Consider the following 18,353-nt stretch of genomic DNA (forward strand, 5'->3'; position numbering starts at 1 on the left):
TTGGTTATATTGCTTCCAGTTGCTGATTTTGTACTTTGCCTTACCCATCATCGTCACCCATCTCAAAGTTCTAATGATCTGATCGTGGTTCTGATGATTAGTTCAATGATTTAGGAAACAACGCCGTGTTCAATCAGTCATTGAATAAAAAAATGGATGCTAAGGCATCCATTTTTTATGCAGTGACTCTGATGTTACGGTTCTAGCTTACTTTAAACTTACCGACAATATGATTAAGTTCATTTGAAATAGAGGCTAAGTCAGAGGCTTGTTTAGATACCGAACTGGCCCCGTTAGAGGTGTTATTGGCGAGGGTAGATATTTCATCCACACTGTTATTAATGGTCACCACCACGGTATTTTGTTCTTCAGCAGCAACGGCAATCTGATGATTCATATCGCGGATATTACTCACGGATTGGGTTATGGCCACTAATGATTCATGCGTTTGATTCGCTTTCTCTGATGTTTTAGTCGCTTCTAGTACATTCAGTTTCATTGAATCGACAGAACGTTTTGACTCAGATTGTAAACGGCTAATTAAGGATTGAATTTCTTCAGTACTTTGTTGAGTACGACTGGCCAGCGAGCGTACCTCATCGGCAACCACAGCAAAACCTCGGCCTTGTTCGCCGGCTCTCGCTGCCTCAATGGCGGCGTTAAGCGCCAAGAGGTTGGTTTGTTCGGCGATGCCGCGGATCACATCTAAAATACTGCCCACATTTTCGGTTTCTTTTTCTAAGTTTTCAATGATGCTACTGACATCGCCAATATTGCTTACCAAGGAGGTAATACTGGTGCGGGTTTCTTCCAACACCGACTTCCCTTGATGTGAGAAAGTATCGGCTTCAGTGGCGGCATCTGAGGCTTGTTGGGCATTTCTAGCGATATCGAGCACGGTATGAGTCATCTCTTGCATGGCCGCGGCAGTTTGCTCGAGTTGTTGTGCTTGTGCTTCAGAATTGTGAACCGTTTCGTCAGTGACTGTCACTAAACTCTTGGAGGATTTACTGAGCGTGCTAGATGAGTTTGTGAGTTGGCCAACAATTTGTTGCAGGCTAGTATTCACCTCAATCATGGCACCATATATCCCAGTGGCTTGACCGGCATTAGCAAATTGTTGGGTTAAATCACCGGCCGCAATTTTGCGTGCGATGCGTTCGATTTCAATGGGTTCGCCACCTATGGGTCTACGTACGAGGCGAGTGACATACATGCTTAACAAGCCGCCGACGACCACGGCGATAACAGAGACAATAATCACAGTGGTAATAGTCATTTCACTGTTAGCTTGTACTTCTTTACCTAAATCGTTTCGCGCTTGATTGATGGAAGCATCATAATCATTGAGGTTGGTGGTGACCAGAGGTCCAACGTTATCCAATCCATTGACGATGGTCTTATTGCGATGATGAATGAGGTCGGCGGTCTTGTTAAGAGTAGTGACAAACGTCGAATGAGCCGTTCTAAATTCATCGGTCAGTTGGCGAGCTGCATTTGAGTTGAGGCTAGCCAAGATTGCTGACAATGGCGTCATTAGCGCTTCGAGTTCTTGTTGAGCCCGTTCTAAATCCTGGTCATCATCACTGCGGATAAATTTGGTCGTGTATAAGCGAGCGAGTAGTAACTTTTGTTGCACATTGGCGGCATTGCTTAATGCGTCAATATCTTGCGAATTAGAGGCAAGGGCTATCAGTTCTATCATTGCCTGAGACATAGCCTCGCCACTGGGCTCTAATTGGTCATTGATTATTTGATTACTAATATTAAAATCTTTAACTATCTCATTAAATTTTTCTTTATAAGTCGCAATAAAACTTTGCGACTCTTTAATTTCCTTGATTCGGTTGGGATCTGCTTCGGTTGTAAGCAAATAGCTCATCTGTTTGTCGATGCTATTTAACCCGGCCATGGCGATTTCAACTTGCTGATTTTCTTGTTTTTGCAAGAACTCAACGACCGCAAGGCGGGTTTGCAGTAATTCTGCATTTAATGTCCCGGTGATATTGGAGTTTTTCGCCAGTTCTCTATATTCGGTAAAATTATCAACACCCTTGGATAATCCAACATAACCAACCACAGATACAACTAACATCAGCGCCAATATCGTAATGAATGATACCGATAATTGTTGGCCTAATTTTAAGCTTGATAGCATACGAAACTCCCTTTTACTAGAACTATACAGTCCAAAAACTTTTAATATCTGCTAATCAAGTTTTAGTGCATGGTAATGATTATTACCAGTATAGAGCCATTTTTAAGCGTATTTTTTGGGCGTTGGCGATGTGTTTGGGCAACGCACGGCATGTAGAGGGGTTATTATTTGGCGCCGAGTAAGAGTTGAAGGCGCGTAAGCCAACGAGAATAACCCATCATCAGCGCATTGACTGATGATGGGATAGCGACTAATTAGGACAGTTGCATCTCTGGTACATGCTTTGGAGTGATAAGCTTACCGGCGGTTTTACTGATGATTTCTTCAACGCTGACACCGGGGGCGCGTTCAATTAAATGAAAAGCACCGTCGCGAATTTCAATAAAGGCGAGGTCGGTGACAATTCGCTTAATACAGCCATAGCCGGTTAAGGGTAATTCGCACACCGGCAGGAGTTTGGAGTTCCCGTGTTTATCGGCATGCATCATGGTCACTATAATGTTGTCAGCTCCCGCCACTAAATCCATCGCCCCGCCCATGCCTTTAATCAATTTCCCTGGGATCATCCATGACGCGATGGAGCCATTGACGTCGACCTCAAATGCACCTAACACAGTTAAGTCGACATGACCGCCACGGATCATGGCAAAACTTTCTGCCGAAGAGAAAAATGAGGCTCCTTTCACGGCAGTCACCGTTTGTTTACCGGCGTTAATTAAGTCGGGATCTATGGTCTCTTCGGTTGGGAATTCCCCCATGCCTAATAAACCATTTTCTGATTGCAACATCACTTGCATGCCAGCGGGAATATAGTTAGCCACTAAGGTTGGGATCCCGATGCCAAGATTAACGTAATAACCGTCTTGAAGTTCTTGGGAAACACGTTGCGCTAATTGCTCTCTTGATAATGCCATGATGCCTGCTCCTAAGAATGCACTGCTTTGATGGTGCGTTGCTCGATGCGCTTTTCAAATTTGGCTTGGATCACCCGATCCACATAAATGCCAGGGGTATGAATATGATCGGGATCGAGCTCGCCGGGCTCGACAATGTGTTCTGCTTCAACCACAGTGATCTTGCCCGCCGTCGCCATCATGGGATTGAAGTTAGCGGCGGTTTTACGAAAGATTAAATTGCCCATGGTATCGGCCTTCCAAGCTCGAATAAGGGCAAAATCCGAGGTGAGGGAGTCTTCTAAGACATAATGACGCCCACGGATTTCGCGAGTTTCTTTCCCCTCGGCGACAGGGGTGCCATAGCCTGTGGCGGTAAAAAATGCCGGAATACCGGCGCCACCGGCACGGATTTTTTCAGCGAGGGTGCCTTGCGGGGTTAATATCACATTGAGTTCCCCCGACAGCATTTGCCGTTCAAAGGTGGCATTTTCACCGACATAGGAGGCAATCATGGTGCTGATTTGTTGCTGTTGTAACAATAAACCTAAGCCAAAATCATCCACGCCCGCATTATTGGAAATAGCGGTTAAGCCTTTGACTTTCATTTTAACCATGTGTTGGATCAGGCCTTCGGGGATACCGCATAACCCAAAACCGCCGACCATGATGGTCATATTGTCTTGTAAACCTTCGAGCGCTTGCTCATAGCTATGCACTACTTTATTGAGACCTGCCATAAGGGGTTCCTTTTGTCCTGTAGGATTGTATGCACTTAATTATTCTAGGTCTTTATGCCAATAGGGCCTGGGCGACCTTAGAGCCATTGTTACGGCCTAATTGTTGACTAATGTCTTGGCCCGCGCGCGCCAGTTGCTCAAGGTTAATACCCGTGCTCATACCGAGGCCGTGGAGCATATAGATGAGATCTTCACTCGCAAGGTTGCCCGAGGCTCCTTTGGCATAAGGGCAGCCACCTAGTCCGGCCACTGAGGTGTCAAAGACCCGCACCCCCGTATCTAAGCAGGCTAAAATATTGGCCAATGCCTGACCATAAGTGTCATGAAAATGCAGTGCCAACTGCGATATTGGCACCTGTTCACTGACGGCTTTTACCATGTTACGAGCATCGGTGGCTGTGCCAACCCCTATGGTGTCACCTAACGAAATTTCATAGCAGCCCAAGTTGTAAAGCAGGGCAGACACCCGAGCCACTTCATTGACAGAAATACGGCCTTCATAGGGGCAGCCGAGCACACATGACACATAGCCCCTGACCGGTATGTTTTGTGATTTCGCCATATTAACCAAAGGGATAAAGCGCTCTATCGACTCTTTAATTGAACAGTTAATATTGCGATGGCTAAAGCTCTCTGAAGCGGAGCCGAAGATGGCCACTTCGTCAGCTTTGGCGTCCAGCGCTAATTGAAAACCTTTAAGGTTAGGGGTTAACGCACTGTACCTGACGCCATCAAGCCGTTGGATAGCGGCTAACACTTGCGCTGAGTCTGCCATTTGCGGCACCCATTTAGGGGAGACAAAACTGGCGGCCTCTATCCGTTTCACCCCGGCATGAGCCAACGCATTAATCAGTTGTACTTTGGCAGAGGTTGGCACAGCGATTTCATTTTGCAGGCCGTCACGGGCGCCCACTTCAAACACACTGACGTGATCATTATTGCCAGTTGCCATGTTATGACTCCTGTGGCTCGGGGCTGAGACTTGTAGGTTCAACCTCGAGTAGGACGCTGCCATCGGTCACTAATTCACCGGCGTTAAAGAAGAAGGCGCTCACCGTGCCATCAAATGGCGCTTCAATGGTGTACTCCATCTTCATGGCTTCCATCACGAGCAAGCCTTGGCCGGCACTGACGCTATCACCGACATTGACTAAATGCGTCACCACAGTGCCATTCATCGGCGCTTTGAGCTTATCTTCGTGGCTGGCTTGTTCTTCAGGGACTTGATGCTGCACCGCCGTAAAATGGTAACTGCCGGAGGCTAAAAATAAGGTAAAGTCATCTCCCACTTGGCTGACCGGTATCTTACTCTTATGGCCATTGACCTCGGCTAACAGTAACTCGGGTTTGAGTGCGCCACCTAACTGCCAGTGCTGCTCCGCCATAGGTAACACATAGTTTCCTTGTTGTTCGACCAGGCAGAGCTGTTGCAATTGTTGCTGATCATTTAATAGCGCCACATGATGCAAACTTGGGGTATTGAGCCTAAAGCCACTGATTTGCCCCCAGGGCGAATGTGGGTCACTGCTATTGATACATTGCGCTTTGGCATGCGCTTTGCGGGCAAGAATTTGATAGAGCGCGGCAAATGCTAGGGCTAAATCCGCCTCGCTATTGTTAGTGCCAATCAAGCTCTCGCTATAACGTTCAATAAAATCGGTGCTAAAGTCGGCCGCGGCAAATGCCGGGTGCTCGGCGATATTGGCCAGAAACTCGATATTATGTTTTACCCCGCAAATTTGATAGGACTCTAGCGCATGAATTAAGCGTTGCAGCGCCCGTGGTCGCGATTCATCCCAGACGATAAGTTTGGCAATCATGGGGTCGTAAAAATTACTAATAACATCATTCTCGCGGATGCCAGAGTCAATCCGTACATATTGGCTTTGTTCGGGCTCGCGCAAAAAGTTGAGTTTGCCGCTGGCAGGCAAAAAATGATTTAAGGGGTCTTCAGCATAAATTCTAGCCTCAAACGCATGGCCATAAATTCGCACTTCATCTTGCGCCAACGGTAATGGTTGACCGCTGGCGACCAATAATTGCCACTTAACTAAGTCTTGGCCTGTGACCATTTCGGTGACGGGATGCTCAACCTGTAAGCGCGTGTTCATTTCCATAAAATAGAAACTGCCATCGCCATCGAGCAAAAACTCCACCGTGCCAGCGCCGACATAGTCGATGGCTTTGGCAGCCGCGACCGCCGCCTCGCCCATTTGCGCGCGTAAGCGATCGGAGAGTCCCGGGGCTGGGGCTTCTTCCACCACTTTTTGGTGCCGTCTTTGGATAGAACAATCCCTATCCGATAAATAAATGGTGTTACCAAACGTATCGGCAAATACCTGTACTTCCACGTGGCGAGGTTGGCGCAAGTAGCGTTCAATCAACAATTTGTTGTTGCCAAATGACGAGCTAGCTTCGCGACGCGCCGAATTAATGGCGTCTTGCAGATCTGAAGCTTGCTCGACTATTCGCATGCCTTTACCACCACCGCCATAGGCGGCCTTGATCAGCAAGGGGAAGCCGATGTCCTTGGCGCTGGCTAATAAGGTGGCGTCAGTTTGATCATCACCATGATAGCCGGGCACTAAAGGAACCTTGGCTTTGGCCATGATGGCTTTCGCGGCGCTCTTACTGCCCATGGCATCAATGGCTGCGCTCCCCGGGCCGATAAAGACGATGCCCGCGGCTTCACATTGGCGTGCAAACTCGGCATTTTCCGACAAGAAACCATAGCCCGGATGAATGGCTTGGGCGCCAGCTTGCTTGGCTATGTTGAGGATTAACTCGGCGTTAAGGTATGACTCACTCGGGGCACTGCCCCCGAGATAAAAAGACTCATCGGCCATGGCCACATGACGCGCCTCTTGATCGGCATCTGAAAATAACGCGACAGTGCGAATGCCTAGGCGCTGCGCCGTGACAATGATCCGGCAGGCTATTTCGCCCCGATTAGCAATTAATATTTTGGTAAACATCTCAGTTAGCTCCGGTATCGTTAACGCGGGTGGCATGCCAGTTAGGCGGGCGTTTTTCAAAAAAGGCGTTTAGCCCTTCTTGGCCTTCATCAGACACGCGAATACGGGCGATGCGCTCACTGGTGTAATCCAAGGTATCTTGATTAATGGTGCCATCTTCAATGTGCCTAACGAGTCGCTTAACCCAAGCCATGGCTTGGGGACTATTGGCCATTAACTGGTTTATCAAGGGGAGCGCGCTTTCATCAAGGGTAGGGCTTATTTGGTGGATCACATTAAGCTTGATGGCCGTGTCGGCATCGAACCGCTCGGCAGTGAGCATATAGCGCCTAGCCTGACGCTGCCCCATGGCGCGCATGACATACGGGCTGATAACCGCGGGAATTAACCCGAGTTTAACTTCGCTTAAGCAAAAGCTGGCATCAGGGGTGGCGATAGCGATATCACAACAACAAATCAGTCCTAATGCCCCGCCATATGCCGCCCCTTGCACCAAAGCAATGCTAGGTTTAGGGAATTGATCGAGTCGATGCATTAACGTGGCCAAAGATTTGGCATCGTCAAGGTTATGCTCAAAGTCCATTTGCGCTTGGCGGCGCATCCACGCCAGATCCGCTCCCGCACTAAAGTGTTTACCTTGGGCATTAAGCACCAAGACTTGGCAATCTGCTTGGCGCGCAAACAGTTCCAATGCCGTAATGATTTCAGCAATCATGATGTCATCAAACGCATTGTGTGTTTGCGGACGGTTTAAGCTTAACTGACCGACGCCCAGGCTTAGGTGGCATTGTATATGTTGAAAATTTTGCTCAACAAAGACCGGTGTGGTGGGGGGGATCGTTTGGGTTTCCATGGTCATAAATCTCCTGCGCAAATTACATGCGGAACACGCCAAAATGGGTGTCGGCGATGGGCGCATTTAATGCGGCAGATAAGACTAACCCCACCACGTCTCGGGTTTGTTTTGGGTCAATAATGCCATCATCCCACAAGCGCGCGCTGGCATGATATGGATGACCTTCTTTTTCATATTGAGCAACAATCGGCGCTTTAAAGGCTTGCTCATCGGCAGGCGACCAGTCTTGGCCTTTACGGGCTAATCCATCACGACGAACGGTGGCTAAAACGCCTGCCGCTTGCTCGCCTCCCATCACTGAAATACGGGCATTGGGCCACATCCACATCATGGTCGGCTCGAACGCTCGGCCACACATGCCATAGTTGCCAGCGCCATAACTGCCGCCAATAATCACCGTAAATTTTGGTACATTGGCACAAGACACCGCGGTCACCATTTTGGCGCCGTGCTTGGCAATGCCTTCATGTTCATACTTTTTACCCACCATAAAGCCGGTGATGTTTTGCAGGAATAACAAAGGAATTTTTCGCTGACAGCAGAGCTCAATAAAGTGCGCACCTTTTTGGGCCGACTCAGAAAATAAGATGCCATTGTTGGCGACTATGCCCACAGGATAACCGTGGATCCTGGCAAAACCACAGACCAAGGTCGCGCCGTAATTGGCTTTAAATTCATCAAAGTCTGAATCGTCAACCAAGCGGGCAATGACTTCTTTAACATCAAAGGGTTTCTTTAAATCGGTACCGACAATGCCGTAGAGCTCATTCATATCGAATTTTGGTGGCTTGATGGCGGTTAATTGCGCTGCGATGTGTTTTTGGTGATTGAGGCGCAGCACCGCACGTCGGGCTAATTCAAGCGCATGTTCGTCGTTGTGGGCTAAGTGATCGGCGACCCCAGAAATTTTAGTATGTACCTCAGCCCCGCCCAGTTCTTCAGCACTGACTTCTTCACCGGTCGCGGCCTTCACCAGTGGCGGTCCGGCTAAGAAAATGGTGCCTTGCTCTTTGACTATGATGGATTCATCCGCCATCGCCGGCACATACGCGCCACCGGCGGTACATAAGCCCATCACCACCGCGATTTGAGGAATGCCTTTGGCGGACATTTGCGCTTGGTTGTAAAAAATACGGCCAAAATGATCACGATCGGGAAACACCTCATCTTGGCGGGGTAAGTTGGCACCGCCAGAGTCCACCAAATAGATACAAGGCAAATGGCAGCGACTGGCGATGTCTTGGGCGCGTAAGTGTTTTTTTACCGTCAACGGGTAATAGGTCCCCCCTTTGACGGTTGCGTCGTTAGCGATGATCATGCACTCGATCCCACTGACACGGCCAATGCCGGCAATGACACCAGCCGCTGGGATTTCTTCATCGTAAACCTCATAGGCGGCAAACTGAGATATTTCTAAAAAGGGCGAACCGGCATCTAATAATTTATCAATACGTTGCCTTGGCAATAATTTGCCCCGGGAGACATGGCGTTCGAGTGCAACCGGACCACCTCCTAATTGAATTTTGGCGACTTTGGCGTTGAGATCGGCCACTAACTCGCTCATGGCGTCGTGCTTGGCAATAAATTCAGCGCTGCGGGCGTTGATTCGGCTAGTCAGTTGACTCACATTTACTTCCTTCTCATCAAATTCAGTGACGGTATGGGCGCAAGCGCCCATGTGAGACTATTTAGATTCATTGAATAACTCACGGCCAATCAGCATACGGCGAATTTCTGAGGTGCCGGCACCGATTTCATAGAGTTTGGCATCGCGCAATAAACGTCCGGTGGCGTATTCATTGACATAGCCGTTACCCCCCAACAATTGAATGGCATCGAGTGCCAACTTGGTGGCGAGCTCAGCGCTGTATAAAATGGCGCCAGCGGCATCTTTGCGATTAGCTTCTCCACGATCGCAAGCGTTAGCCACGGCATACACATAGGCTTTGGCGGCATTCATGGCGGTATACATGTCCGCCAGTTTGCCTTGAACCAATTGGAATTCGCCGATACTTTTGCCAAACTGCTGGCGCTCATGGATGTAGGGGATGACGATATCCATGCACGCGGTCATGATGCCAAGGGGGCCGCCACTGAGCACTACGCGCTCGTAATCGAGACCACTCATCAGTACCTTGACCCCTTGATTGAGGCCACCCAAGATGTTTTCTTCGGGGACTTCGCAGTCTTGGAACACCAATTCACAGGTGTTAGAACCCCGCATTCCGAGCTTGTCGAGCTTTTGGGCTTGGCTAAAGCCTGGGTAGTCACGCTCAACAATAAATGCCGTAATGCCATGGGGGCCTTTACTGGCATCAGTTTTGGCATAAATTACATAAGTGTGGGCATCGGGGCCGTTAGTGATCCACATCTTGTTGCCATTGAGAATGTACTTATCACCCACCTTGTGAGCGTGCAGCTTCATTGACACCACATCGGAACCGGCATTGGGTTCACTCATGGCTAACGCACCAATATGCTCGCCACTAATGAGCATCGGCAGATAACGCTGCTTTTGGGCTTCATTACCATTTCGCGCGATTTGATTAACACATAAATTGGAATGAGCACCATAACTTAAGCCGATTGAGGCCGATGCGCGGGAAATTTCTTCCATCGCCACCACATGGGCGAGATAGCCCATACCGCCACCGCCATATTGGTCATCGACGGTGAGGCCGAGTAAGCCCATATCACCGAGTACCGGCCATAACTCGTTGGGAAAGGCATTGTTAATGTCCACCTGTGCAGCTATCGGAGCGATTTCGATGGTGGCGAACTGATTCACTGCTTCGCGCAATAAATCGATGTCCTCTCCCAGACCAAAGTTAAAGGGGCGATACAATGATTCCATGATGAGTCCTTGATGTCTTGTTGATCCAAATTTATGTTTTTTATAATTATTATTTAGTTTTGTCGTGCTTATTTATTATCAGTGAGTGCGCTGCGGCATTGTTGTTCTGCGCTACTGAGTTCCATTAATACCACCTTGATATCGTCCATTTGTTGCTGGAGCGATGACTTCTTTTCGTCGATTAAGGTCAGCATGGTATTCAATTGCGAAACGCTGCTTTTATCAGCGTCATACAATTCAAATAGGGTACGGGTTTCTGATAATGAGAAACCTAAGCGTTTGCCTCGCAAGATAAGTTTTAATCTGACCTTGTCTTTGAGGCTATAGATGCGGGTTTGGCCACGGCGTTTGGGCTTTAATAATCCCTGATCTTCGTAGAAACGAATACTCCGAGTGGTGATATCAAATTCTTTTGATAAATCACTGATGGAATAAGTAATTTGCGAACTCTGAGGCATCTTGTGTCACAGTTGTAAATGGTTTGATAACACCTTATATGAAGTTTACGTAAAGGTAAAGATTGTGACGGCTGTTGGCGTTGAAATTTTAAGCGCAGTCGTGGGCGTTTAGGACTGAGTTTGGCGCAATCTGCGCGTAAACCTAGCGGAATGTCTAATGGTGAGCCTAAGAGGGATGGGTCAATAATGGCGCCATAACAGCATGAAATATGCTGCGCTGCAGCATTATCTGATGAGGACTACTTATGCCAATCACCACCGAGCATTGCGATCATGTGCCAGACCCCAGTGCTAACCTCAAGTTACATCAAGAGTTGCAGCAAGCGGCGATTGATAACCCCAGCCAATTTTGGCGAGAAGCGGCCAAGGTTATTGATTGGGTGACTGTGCCGACGCAAGTACTTGATGAGAGTCAAGCGCCCTTGTATCAGTGGTTTAATGATGGCGAGCTCAACACTTGTTATAACGCGCTGGATCGTCACGTCCTAGCGGGGCGTGGTGAGGCCATCGCGATTCATTCCGTGAGTCCAGTCACCCATACCTATGAAGATATCAGTTACAACGATTTACTGGATAAGGTCAGTCGCTTAGCGGGGTTAATGCAAAGCCTTGGGGTGACTAAAGGGGATCGAGTGGTGATCTACATGCCGATGGTGCCGCAAACTGCGATGGCGATGCTAGCCTGTGCCAGAATAGGCGCCATCCATTCGGTGGTGTTTGGCGGATTTGCCGCCAATGAACTGGCAGCGCGAATTAATGATGCCAAACCCAAATTGGTGTTAAGCGCCTCGTGCGGGATTGAACCATCAGGTGCTATTCCTTATAAGCCTTTGCTTGACGATGCGCTGGCGATGGCGACTCATCACGTGGCACACACCATTATCTTGCAGCGCCCGCAAGTGACAGCGTCGCTAGTGGCTGGGCGAGACTTGGATTGGCATACCAGTGTCGCTCAGGCAGCCAAGGTCAATTGTGTCACCCTCAAAGCCTGCGATCCCTTGTATATTTTGTATACCTCCGGCACCACCGGTCAACCCAAAGGTGTGGTGCGCGACAATGGGGGCCATGCGGTGGCTCTGATGTGGTCTATGGCCAATATTTATGATATTCGCCAAGGCGATACTTTCTGGGCGGCCTCCGATGTCGGCTGGGTCGTTGGCCATTCTTATATTGTTTATGGCCCGCTATTGATGGGGGCGAGCAGTATCATGTTTGAAGGTAAACCCGTTGGCACGCCTGATGCTGGGATTTTCTGGCGTACTATCGAGCAATATGGCGTCCGCAGCTTTTTTACTGCCCCGACCGCGATTCGCGCCATTATGCGCGAAGATAGCCAAGGTAAACTATGTCACGTTTGTGATTTATCCCAATTAAAACAAGTGTTTTTGGCAGGAGAACGTTGCGATCCCGACACCTTGATTTGGGCACAACGCTTGCTGAATAAACCCGTGATCGATCACTGGTGGCAAACCGAAACGGGTTGGCCGGTGGCTGCCAATATGATGGGGGTCGCCCCCGTGGCAATCAAACCCGGCTCTCCCGCGTTGTCGGTGCCTGGCTATCAAGTGCAAGTGGTCGATGAATTAGGACAAGTGGTCAGCGCCAACACCTCGGGCAATGTTGTGATTAAGTTGCCATTACCGCCCGGCACCTTGACGACCTTATGGCAAAATGATCAGCGCTATATCGATAGTTATTTATCCATGTACCCAGGCTTTTATCTCACCGGGGATGCCGGCTATCAAGATCAAGAGGGTTACTTGTACATCATGAGCCGCATCGATGACATTATTAATGTCGCCGGTCATCGTTTATCCACTGGCCGTTTTGAAGAGGTATTATGCCAACATCCCGATGTGGCCGAAGTGGCGGTGATCGGCGTCGAAGATAAGCTCAAAGGTCAGGTGCCATTAGGGCTGGTGGTGCTTAAACTTGGGGTGAATATTGATGAGGCTGAATTGTATCAGCAACTGATCCAATTGGTGCGACAACAAATTGGGCCGGTGGCTTCGTTCAGGCTGGTGAGTGTGATCCAGAAATTACCCAAGACCCGCTCTGGTAAGGTATTACGAGGGACCATGCGTAAAATTGCCGATAATCAGCAATATACCATTCCGGCCACCATTGAAGATCCGCAATCACTCGACTTGGTACGCCATATCTTAACCCGTTTAGGCTATGCCGATGCCTTAGTCACAGCTGATTAAGCCGCAGACTAGGCCCTGTTAACCGCGGCGATTTGATCGATAGTGATCAAATCGCTGCGACGATCCTCCATTTAGCGATGGGTAATAAATCGTCAGCGCCGTCTGCTTTTTGCTCATATACGCTTTGAGTCGGGGGCAGCGATGAACACGACTGCTCAAACGTACTAGTAATTAAGTTACACATGGTTATAATTCCCGTTAAAATTTGGTTGTAAAACCTCGGTACTCGTGGGAAAAATAACATGAAAAACCACAACAATCTTAGTGACATTGGTGTTATTGGTTTAGGGGTGATGGGCAAAAACCTCGCACTTAACATCGCAGACAATGGTTATCGCGTCAGTGCTTTTGATGTCGATAGTCCTAAAATCAATGCGTTAGTCACTCAAGCGCACAATGAAAGCCCGCAGTTAGATCCTCATCGTATTCTAGGTTGTCTTGATATCAAACAACTGTTGGCCAGTCTCGATAAACCGCGTGTCATCGTGTTGTCAGTCCCCGCTGGCGATCCTGTCGATGGCGTGTGTGCGGCCTTAATGGCAGCAGGCATCGAGACGGATGACATTGTCATCGATACCGGTAATAGCTTATGGACCGATACGATCGCCCGTGAGTTGAGCTATCAAGGTCAATTTATTTTCTTTAGTTCTGCGGTATCGGGGGGGGAAGTGGGCGCCCGCTTTGGCCCGTCATTAATGCCCAGTGGTGATCCTCGAGCCTGGGCGCGAGTCGCTCCCATTTGGCGAGCCATTGCCGCTAAAGTGGATAACCACACAGGTTTACCTATCGAACGGTTTGAGCCAGGCGTGCCGGTGACCGAAGGTGAACCTTGCACGACTTACATTGGTCCTAGCGGGGCTGGTCATTATGTCAAAATGGTGCATAACGGCATTGAATATGCGGATATGCAGTTAATTTGCGAAGCCTACCATGTATTAAGTGATGGTCTGGGGATGTCCGCTGCTGAAGTCGGTGCGGTGTTTGCCAAGTGGGCTCAGGGCCAATTAAATAGTTATCTGATGGAGATCAGCGCGGATATTTTGCAACAAGCCGATCCGCTAACTGATAAACCGCTGGTGGAGATGATCCTCGATACTGCCGGCCAAAAAGGGACGGGTTTGTGGACTGCGGTCAGTAGTTTACACCTAGGTTGCCCGGCGCCCACCATTGCCGAGGCCGTGTATGCCAGAGCCGTAAGTACCCAGAAAACCTTAAGATCGCAACTCAATGGCCGTTTACAAGGGGTGAGCCCAAGCGCCATGAGTGATGATGAGCGCGCGGCATTGGTCGATATTCTCGAAGATGCCATCTATTGCGCCAAAGTGTGTTGTTACGCCCAAGGCTTCCAATTGATGGCAATGACAGCGGCAGAGCAGGGATGGCAGTTAGATTTTGCGGCAATCGCTAAGATTTGGCGAGCCGGGTGCATCATCCGCGCCACCTTTTTGCAGTCAATCGTTAGCGCCTATCAAACCGATGAGCAGCTCGAACATTTATTATTGGCTGAGACGTTTGCCACCCGCCTTTCTAATAAACAACCGCAATGGCGCCAAGCGGTATCGACGGCGGTACTTCGAGGGATCCCAGTGCCCTGCATCAGTTCAGCGTTGGCCTATTATGACAGTTACCGCGCCAAGACCTTACCTGCCAATTTATTGCAAGCCCAGCGTGATTACTTTGGTGCTCATACCTTTGCGCGCATTGATTCTGATCCTCAGCAAAAGTTTCATTTGGATTGGAGCGGTGATCGCAGTCTTAAGTCAGTGCCTTAATTTAGTCTCCTGTGCGAGGGGGGCGCTCATAAGTCAAGCCGTGATTGTTGATTTACCCTCGCCATAATCCGCGGCAGCCTTAGGCTGCTGCTTGTAATCGGCGGTGATCCTCAAGCAGGATAAAGTCGATAGCATGTGGTGGTTACCCTTAACCGCTACGCTGCCAATAAATTGTAACTTTTTATTTACAACCGCGGTTGTCAATGCAATATTAAGTTGGCATTGGCGCTATACACCGATTTTTTCTGGTGGACTTGTTGGCTCGGCTCGCTCTCCTTATGAGTCGAGCCACTATTAGCGCATTTCGCCCATGATGCGTATTGTGGGTGCAACAATAATAATAGGTTTCCAAATGAAGATAATGATAGCGTTACTAAGCTTATTTTTAGTTTCGTGTACCAGCATGCCGATGTTGACCATGCTGCAATTTTCGTTAATGGATGATGACTATCTCGCTAAACTTACTCCGGAAGAGATCCAAGCCAAAATCACTTTTATTGGCACAGATGCGAGTGCGAAAAACCCGGTGTTATCGTTTGTGTCTGAACCCTCCAATCAAAGATTTAATTTTGAACTAGAGCAAGTCAGCAGCAAACGTTTTGCCTCGGAAAAGGGGTTTTTCTTTGCTTCTTTACCGAAAACCGAATTCCTGTATCAGCTCTCAGCGGACGGCGTTGCTGAATTTAAAAGTATGCAGGAGTTGATTAAAACCGGTCGGCTCACCAGTTTGGTGTATAACATCGATACTCAAGAGGTCACCATAGTTAAGAATTCTGAGTATGCCAGCTATCTGACCTTAGCGGTTCAATTAGAACAAGAGCAAGGCTTTATTACCTTGTTGGATAAGTGGGAGTTTGCCGATTCGCTCCTACCGGCGATTTAGGCCCAGTACTCGGATAGTTACCCATGGATAAGAGCGTCACTGAGTTTATTGATGCGATTGAGCATCAAACCCGCCGCCACGATAGCCGGACTTTGGCCGAGCTGATCAGCAAAGTCACCGGCTATCGAGCGTATCTCAGTGGCAACATCATTGGCTTTGGCCAATACCACTATTGTTATGACAGTGGCACCGAAGGCGACGCCATGGTGGTTGGTTTCTCTCCAAGAAAGCCTCATTTAGTGGTGTATATCATGCCGGGTGTGAGCCAATATTCGAGCTTGCTAGCCGAGATTGGTCAGGTGAAATTGGGCAAATCCTGCGTGTATATCAACACCCTGGCCGCGATAGATTTGGCGCTATTGGCACAATTAATCCAGCTATCAGTCACCCAAATGCAAGCTAAATATCACTGTATTGATATCGGGGACATGGCTAACTGAGACACAGAATAGATGTGTATATTCAACGTCTAAGTTATGGTTTTTCCATTTCTCCCTGTTTTTACCCGCGGTTTTTATGGTCAATTAATCTCGTTAAAGGCTAGGTTAGGGCAATGATGCTAGCGCATCTGTTAGAGCCCTATCGCCTTGTCCATTGCGCCGCCTTAAATCGACTCAGTGTCATGCGAAATATCCTTGGGCTCATTTTTTTATCATTCATAGCCTGTGATGGCATAACAGCAATATCTCAGGCTAACTTGAGCTAAGGGAGTTGGACTATGAAGGCAATGACGACAAACGTATTGGTGAGTTTGGCCGTGTGTTTTAGTGTGACGGCGTTTGCTCATGAGGAGCCCATCGAAGGGCGCTGGTGTAGTGGGGGGCAAATTAAAGTGCTGGGTGAGTTTTCGATAATGCCTTTGCATCTCTCTCGGTTTGCCCGCAATGAAGAGCCGACATGTGAGCCTGTCAATGGCGACATCAATACCCGCAGTTGCGGTCAGTTTGATGATGAATATGGGGTGGCGCGAATGGCCGCAGCGCAGCTATGCCATACGCTGGCCTACAGTGATGCTCGCACGAGCATTGATGCGGATGACGGCTCAGTAAAGCCAATATTTTATGGCCCTGAGAGTTTACGTAATACCCAAGAAAACCATCATGAGGTATACACCATCCAGCAAGGAGTCAATTTTGCCTGTGGCTTATGTGAAATGGAGGTCAGTCGCCGCCAACGCAGCCTTTCAGTGAAATAAAGGTCAATCATGATCATGTGAGCTACAAAAGATTAATCGCTGCCAATCTCAGCGCTCACAACAAGGCCTTAGTATGCAGATATTGATTGATGACGGTGAGTTTTTGACTCAACACCGCCTCTTGTTCGGCGGTGATTGGGCACTCTGCCATGACATAATGGGCTGTGCGTAACACTTCACGCCACCGTGGTTTTTTAGGTAAAGATTGCACGGCCAAATAGCGATCGAGCGAGCGGGTTCTTAACCGACCGTCATCAATAGATACCCGCCAAATACCACTTTTTTCCGCGAGTTCGATGCGACTGGTTTGAGTGGCGACCTGCCAGTACTCGACGCAATGCAGCATTAAATCCACCAGCTTTTGTTGGAAGTCTTGCTCGGTTAACAGCAAGGTGTGCTGGCTCGTGATGACTTCGCCATGTTTGACCATATTGATCAGGGCAATAGGCTCACCGCTAGACACGCTAGTCAGATACAAATCAATCAATAGGGCGCCATGGGGTGTGTTGATTTCTACTTCAGGGATCAATTGATTGTCTGCCTCAATGTCTTGATCCCAATGTGCCCATAGCATCGATAGATCGCGAGAAAATAAGCTGTCCAGTGGCGCGCCGATGAGACTCTCTTGCGTGTGTTCTAATAATTGGCAGCCACTGTGATTGAGATAAATAATTTCTTGATTAATCCCCACCACTAATAATGCTTGCGGCAGCTGACCGAAGGCCGCCTTCAAGGCCGCTTCAGATACCCCCAGTTGTAGCACTTGTTGCCTATGCCAGTTAATTTGAGATTCTAGCTGGGCTTGTTGTCGCATTCTTTGCTGGCGCTGACGGTATAAAATGACATAGATAATCAAGGCGATAATGATTACCGCTAGGCTTAAGGTCAAAAGTTGGAATTCTCTACTTTCAATGAGGAGTTCATTGATCTGATTTTTCTTATCAAGTAAGTCGATGTGTTGCTGCTGGCGTTCATATTCAAATAAGGCGCGACTGTTGGCGAGGGCTTGATCAAATTGTTGCTGAAAGCCAGTCAGTAAGAATTGCTTGAGCGCAGATTCATAGCCAAACGCCTCTTGCCAGCGTGAAAACTTGACCGCGTTACTGACCAAGGCTTGGTAAAAGCGTTTAGTGAGGGCACTATCGTGTTGGGCTAATGACAGGGTGAGGCCGGTGGTCAGAATTGATTCGGCGTTATGATAATCCCCTTGATGCGATAATAAACTGCCCATGACTTAATGCCGATCAGTTAAGACAGATCGCTTGACGATCTCACTGAAAGGATCAAAATCCGATGACCCCTTGTCATCGGATTTTTTTATGCAACTTTCAGAAGCTTTGGCGCGTACTCATATCAATCGTC

The 18,353-nt window shown here is 48.5% G+C and carries 15 protein-coding genes; 5 read left to right on the top strand and 10 right to left on the bottom strand.

The window, feature by feature from the left end; translation table 11 throughout:
• Positions 1 to 202 precede the first annotated feature (202 nt).
• The 9 genes from KU855_RS16705 to KU855_RS16745 all read right to left on the bottom strand — a co-directional run bounded on the left by KU855_RS16705 (position 203) and on the right by KU855_RS16745 (position 10,934).
• On the bottom strand, positions 203 to 2,158 hold the full coding sequence (locus KU855_RS16705) for a methyl-accepting chemotaxis protein (protein ID WP_218531784.1): 1,956 nt from the start codon (positions 2,156 to 2,158) through the stop codon (positions 203 to 205).
• A gap of 254 nt (positions 2,159 to 2,412) precedes the next feature.
• On the bottom strand, positions 2,413 to 3,072 hold the full coding sequence (locus tag KU855_RS16710) for a 3-oxoacid CoA-transferase subunit B (protein ID WP_218531787.1): 660 nt from the start codon (positions 3,070 to 3,072) through the stop codon (positions 2,413 to 2,415).
• A gap of 11 nt (positions 3,073 to 3,083) precedes the next feature.
• Positions 3,084 to 3,791 (bottom strand): CoA transferase subunit A, encoded by a 708-nt coding sequence (locus KU855_RS16715; RefSeq protein ID WP_218531789.1) that lies wholly within the window; start codon positions 3,789 to 3,791, stop codon positions 3,084 to 3,086.
• 52 nt (positions 3,792 to 3,843) lie between these two features.
• Positions 3,844 to 4,743 (bottom strand): hydroxymethylglutaryl-CoA lyase, encoded by a 900-nt coding sequence (locus tag KU855_RS16720; RefSeq protein WP_218531791.1) that lies wholly within the window; start codon positions 4,741 to 4,743, stop codon positions 3,844 to 3,846.
• 1 nt (position 4,744) lies between these two features.
• Complete coding sequence (locus KU855_RS16725; protein ID WP_218531793.1) at positions 4,745 to 6,766, bottom strand: acetyl/propionyl/methylcrotonyl-CoA carboxylase subunit alpha; 2,022 nt, start codon at positions 6,764 to 6,766, stop codon at positions 4,745 to 4,747.
• A 1-nt stretch (position 6,767) separates the two neighbouring features.
• Entirely contained in the window at positions 6,768 to 7,619 is an 852-nt protein-coding gene (locus KU855_RS16730; RefSeq protein ID WP_218531809.1) for an enoyl-CoA hydratase-related protein, read from the bottom strand.
• A 22-nt stretch (positions 7,620 to 7,641) separates the two neighbouring features.
• On the bottom strand, positions 7,642 to 9,249 hold the full coding sequence (locus tag KU855_RS16735) for a carboxyl transferase domain-containing protein (protein ID WP_218531794.1): 1,608 nt from the start codon (positions 9,247 to 9,249) through the stop codon (positions 7,642 to 7,644).
• A gap of 57 nt (positions 9,250 to 9,306) precedes the next feature.
• Positions 9,307 to 10,476, bottom strand: a complete 1,170-nt coding sequence (locus tag KU855_RS16740) for an isovaleryl-CoA dehydrogenase (RefSeq protein WP_218531795.1) — start codon at positions 10,474 to 10,476, stop codon at positions 9,307 to 9,309.
• A 68-nt stretch (positions 10,477 to 10,544) separates the two neighbouring features.
• A complete protein-coding gene (locus KU855_RS16745; protein ID WP_218531796.1) occupies positions 10,545 to 10,934 on the bottom strand; it encodes a MerR family DNA-binding transcriptional regulator in 390 nt (129 codons plus the stop codon).
• A gap of 245 nt (positions 10,935 to 11,179) precedes the next feature.
• On the opposite strand from KU855_RS16745, the gene KU855_RS16750 reads away from it, so the two are divergent.
• From KU855_RS16750 to KU855_RS16770, 5 genes are all read left to right on the top strand, one after another.
• Positions 11,180 to 13,141 (top strand): propionyl-CoA synthetase, encoded by a 1,962-nt coding sequence (locus tag KU855_RS16750; RefSeq protein ID WP_218531797.1) that lies wholly within the window; start codon positions 11,180 to 11,182, stop codon positions 13,139 to 13,141.
• A gap of 242 nt (positions 13,142 to 13,383) precedes the next feature.
• Complete coding sequence (gene gndA / locus KU855_RS16755; protein WP_218531799.1) at positions 13,384 to 14,913, top strand: NADP-dependent phosphogluconate dehydrogenase; 1,530 nt, start codon at positions 13,384 to 13,386, stop codon at positions 14,911 to 14,913.
• Positions 14,914 to 15,265: 352 nt separating this feature from the next.
• Positions 15,266 to 15,796 (top strand): hypothetical protein, encoded by a 531-nt coding sequence (locus KU855_RS16760; RefSeq protein WP_218531801.1) that lies wholly within the window; start codon positions 15,266 to 15,268, stop codon positions 15,794 to 15,796.
• Positions 15,797 to 15,819: 23 nt separating this feature from the next.
• Positions 15,820 to 16,236, top strand: coding sequence for a DUF1801 domain-containing protein (locus KU855_RS16765; RefSeq protein ID WP_218531802.1), 417 nt, complete (start codon positions 15,820 to 15,822; stop codon positions 16,234 to 16,236).
• A gap of 278 nt (positions 16,237 to 16,514) precedes the next feature.
• Positions 16,515 to 16,991, top strand: coding sequence for a hypothetical protein (locus KU855_RS16770; protein ID WP_218531803.1), 477 nt, complete (start codon positions 16,515 to 16,517; stop codon positions 16,989 to 16,991).
• A gap of 55 nt (positions 16,992 to 17,046) precedes the next feature.
• On the opposite strand, the gene KU855_RS16775 is transcribed toward KU855_RS16770, so the two are convergent.
• Positions 17,047 to 18,222, bottom strand: coding sequence for a PAS domain-containing protein (locus tag KU855_RS16775; protein ID WP_218531804.1), 1,176 nt, complete (start codon positions 18,220 to 18,222; stop codon positions 17,047 to 17,049).
• Positions 18,223 to 18,353: the final 131 nt, after the last annotated feature.

Origin of the sequence: Shewanella sp. NIFS-20-20 (genome assembly GCF_019209865.1) — a bacterium.
Classification (GTDB): Bacteria; Pseudomonadota; Gammaproteobacteria; order Enterobacterales; family Shewanellaceae; genus Shewanella.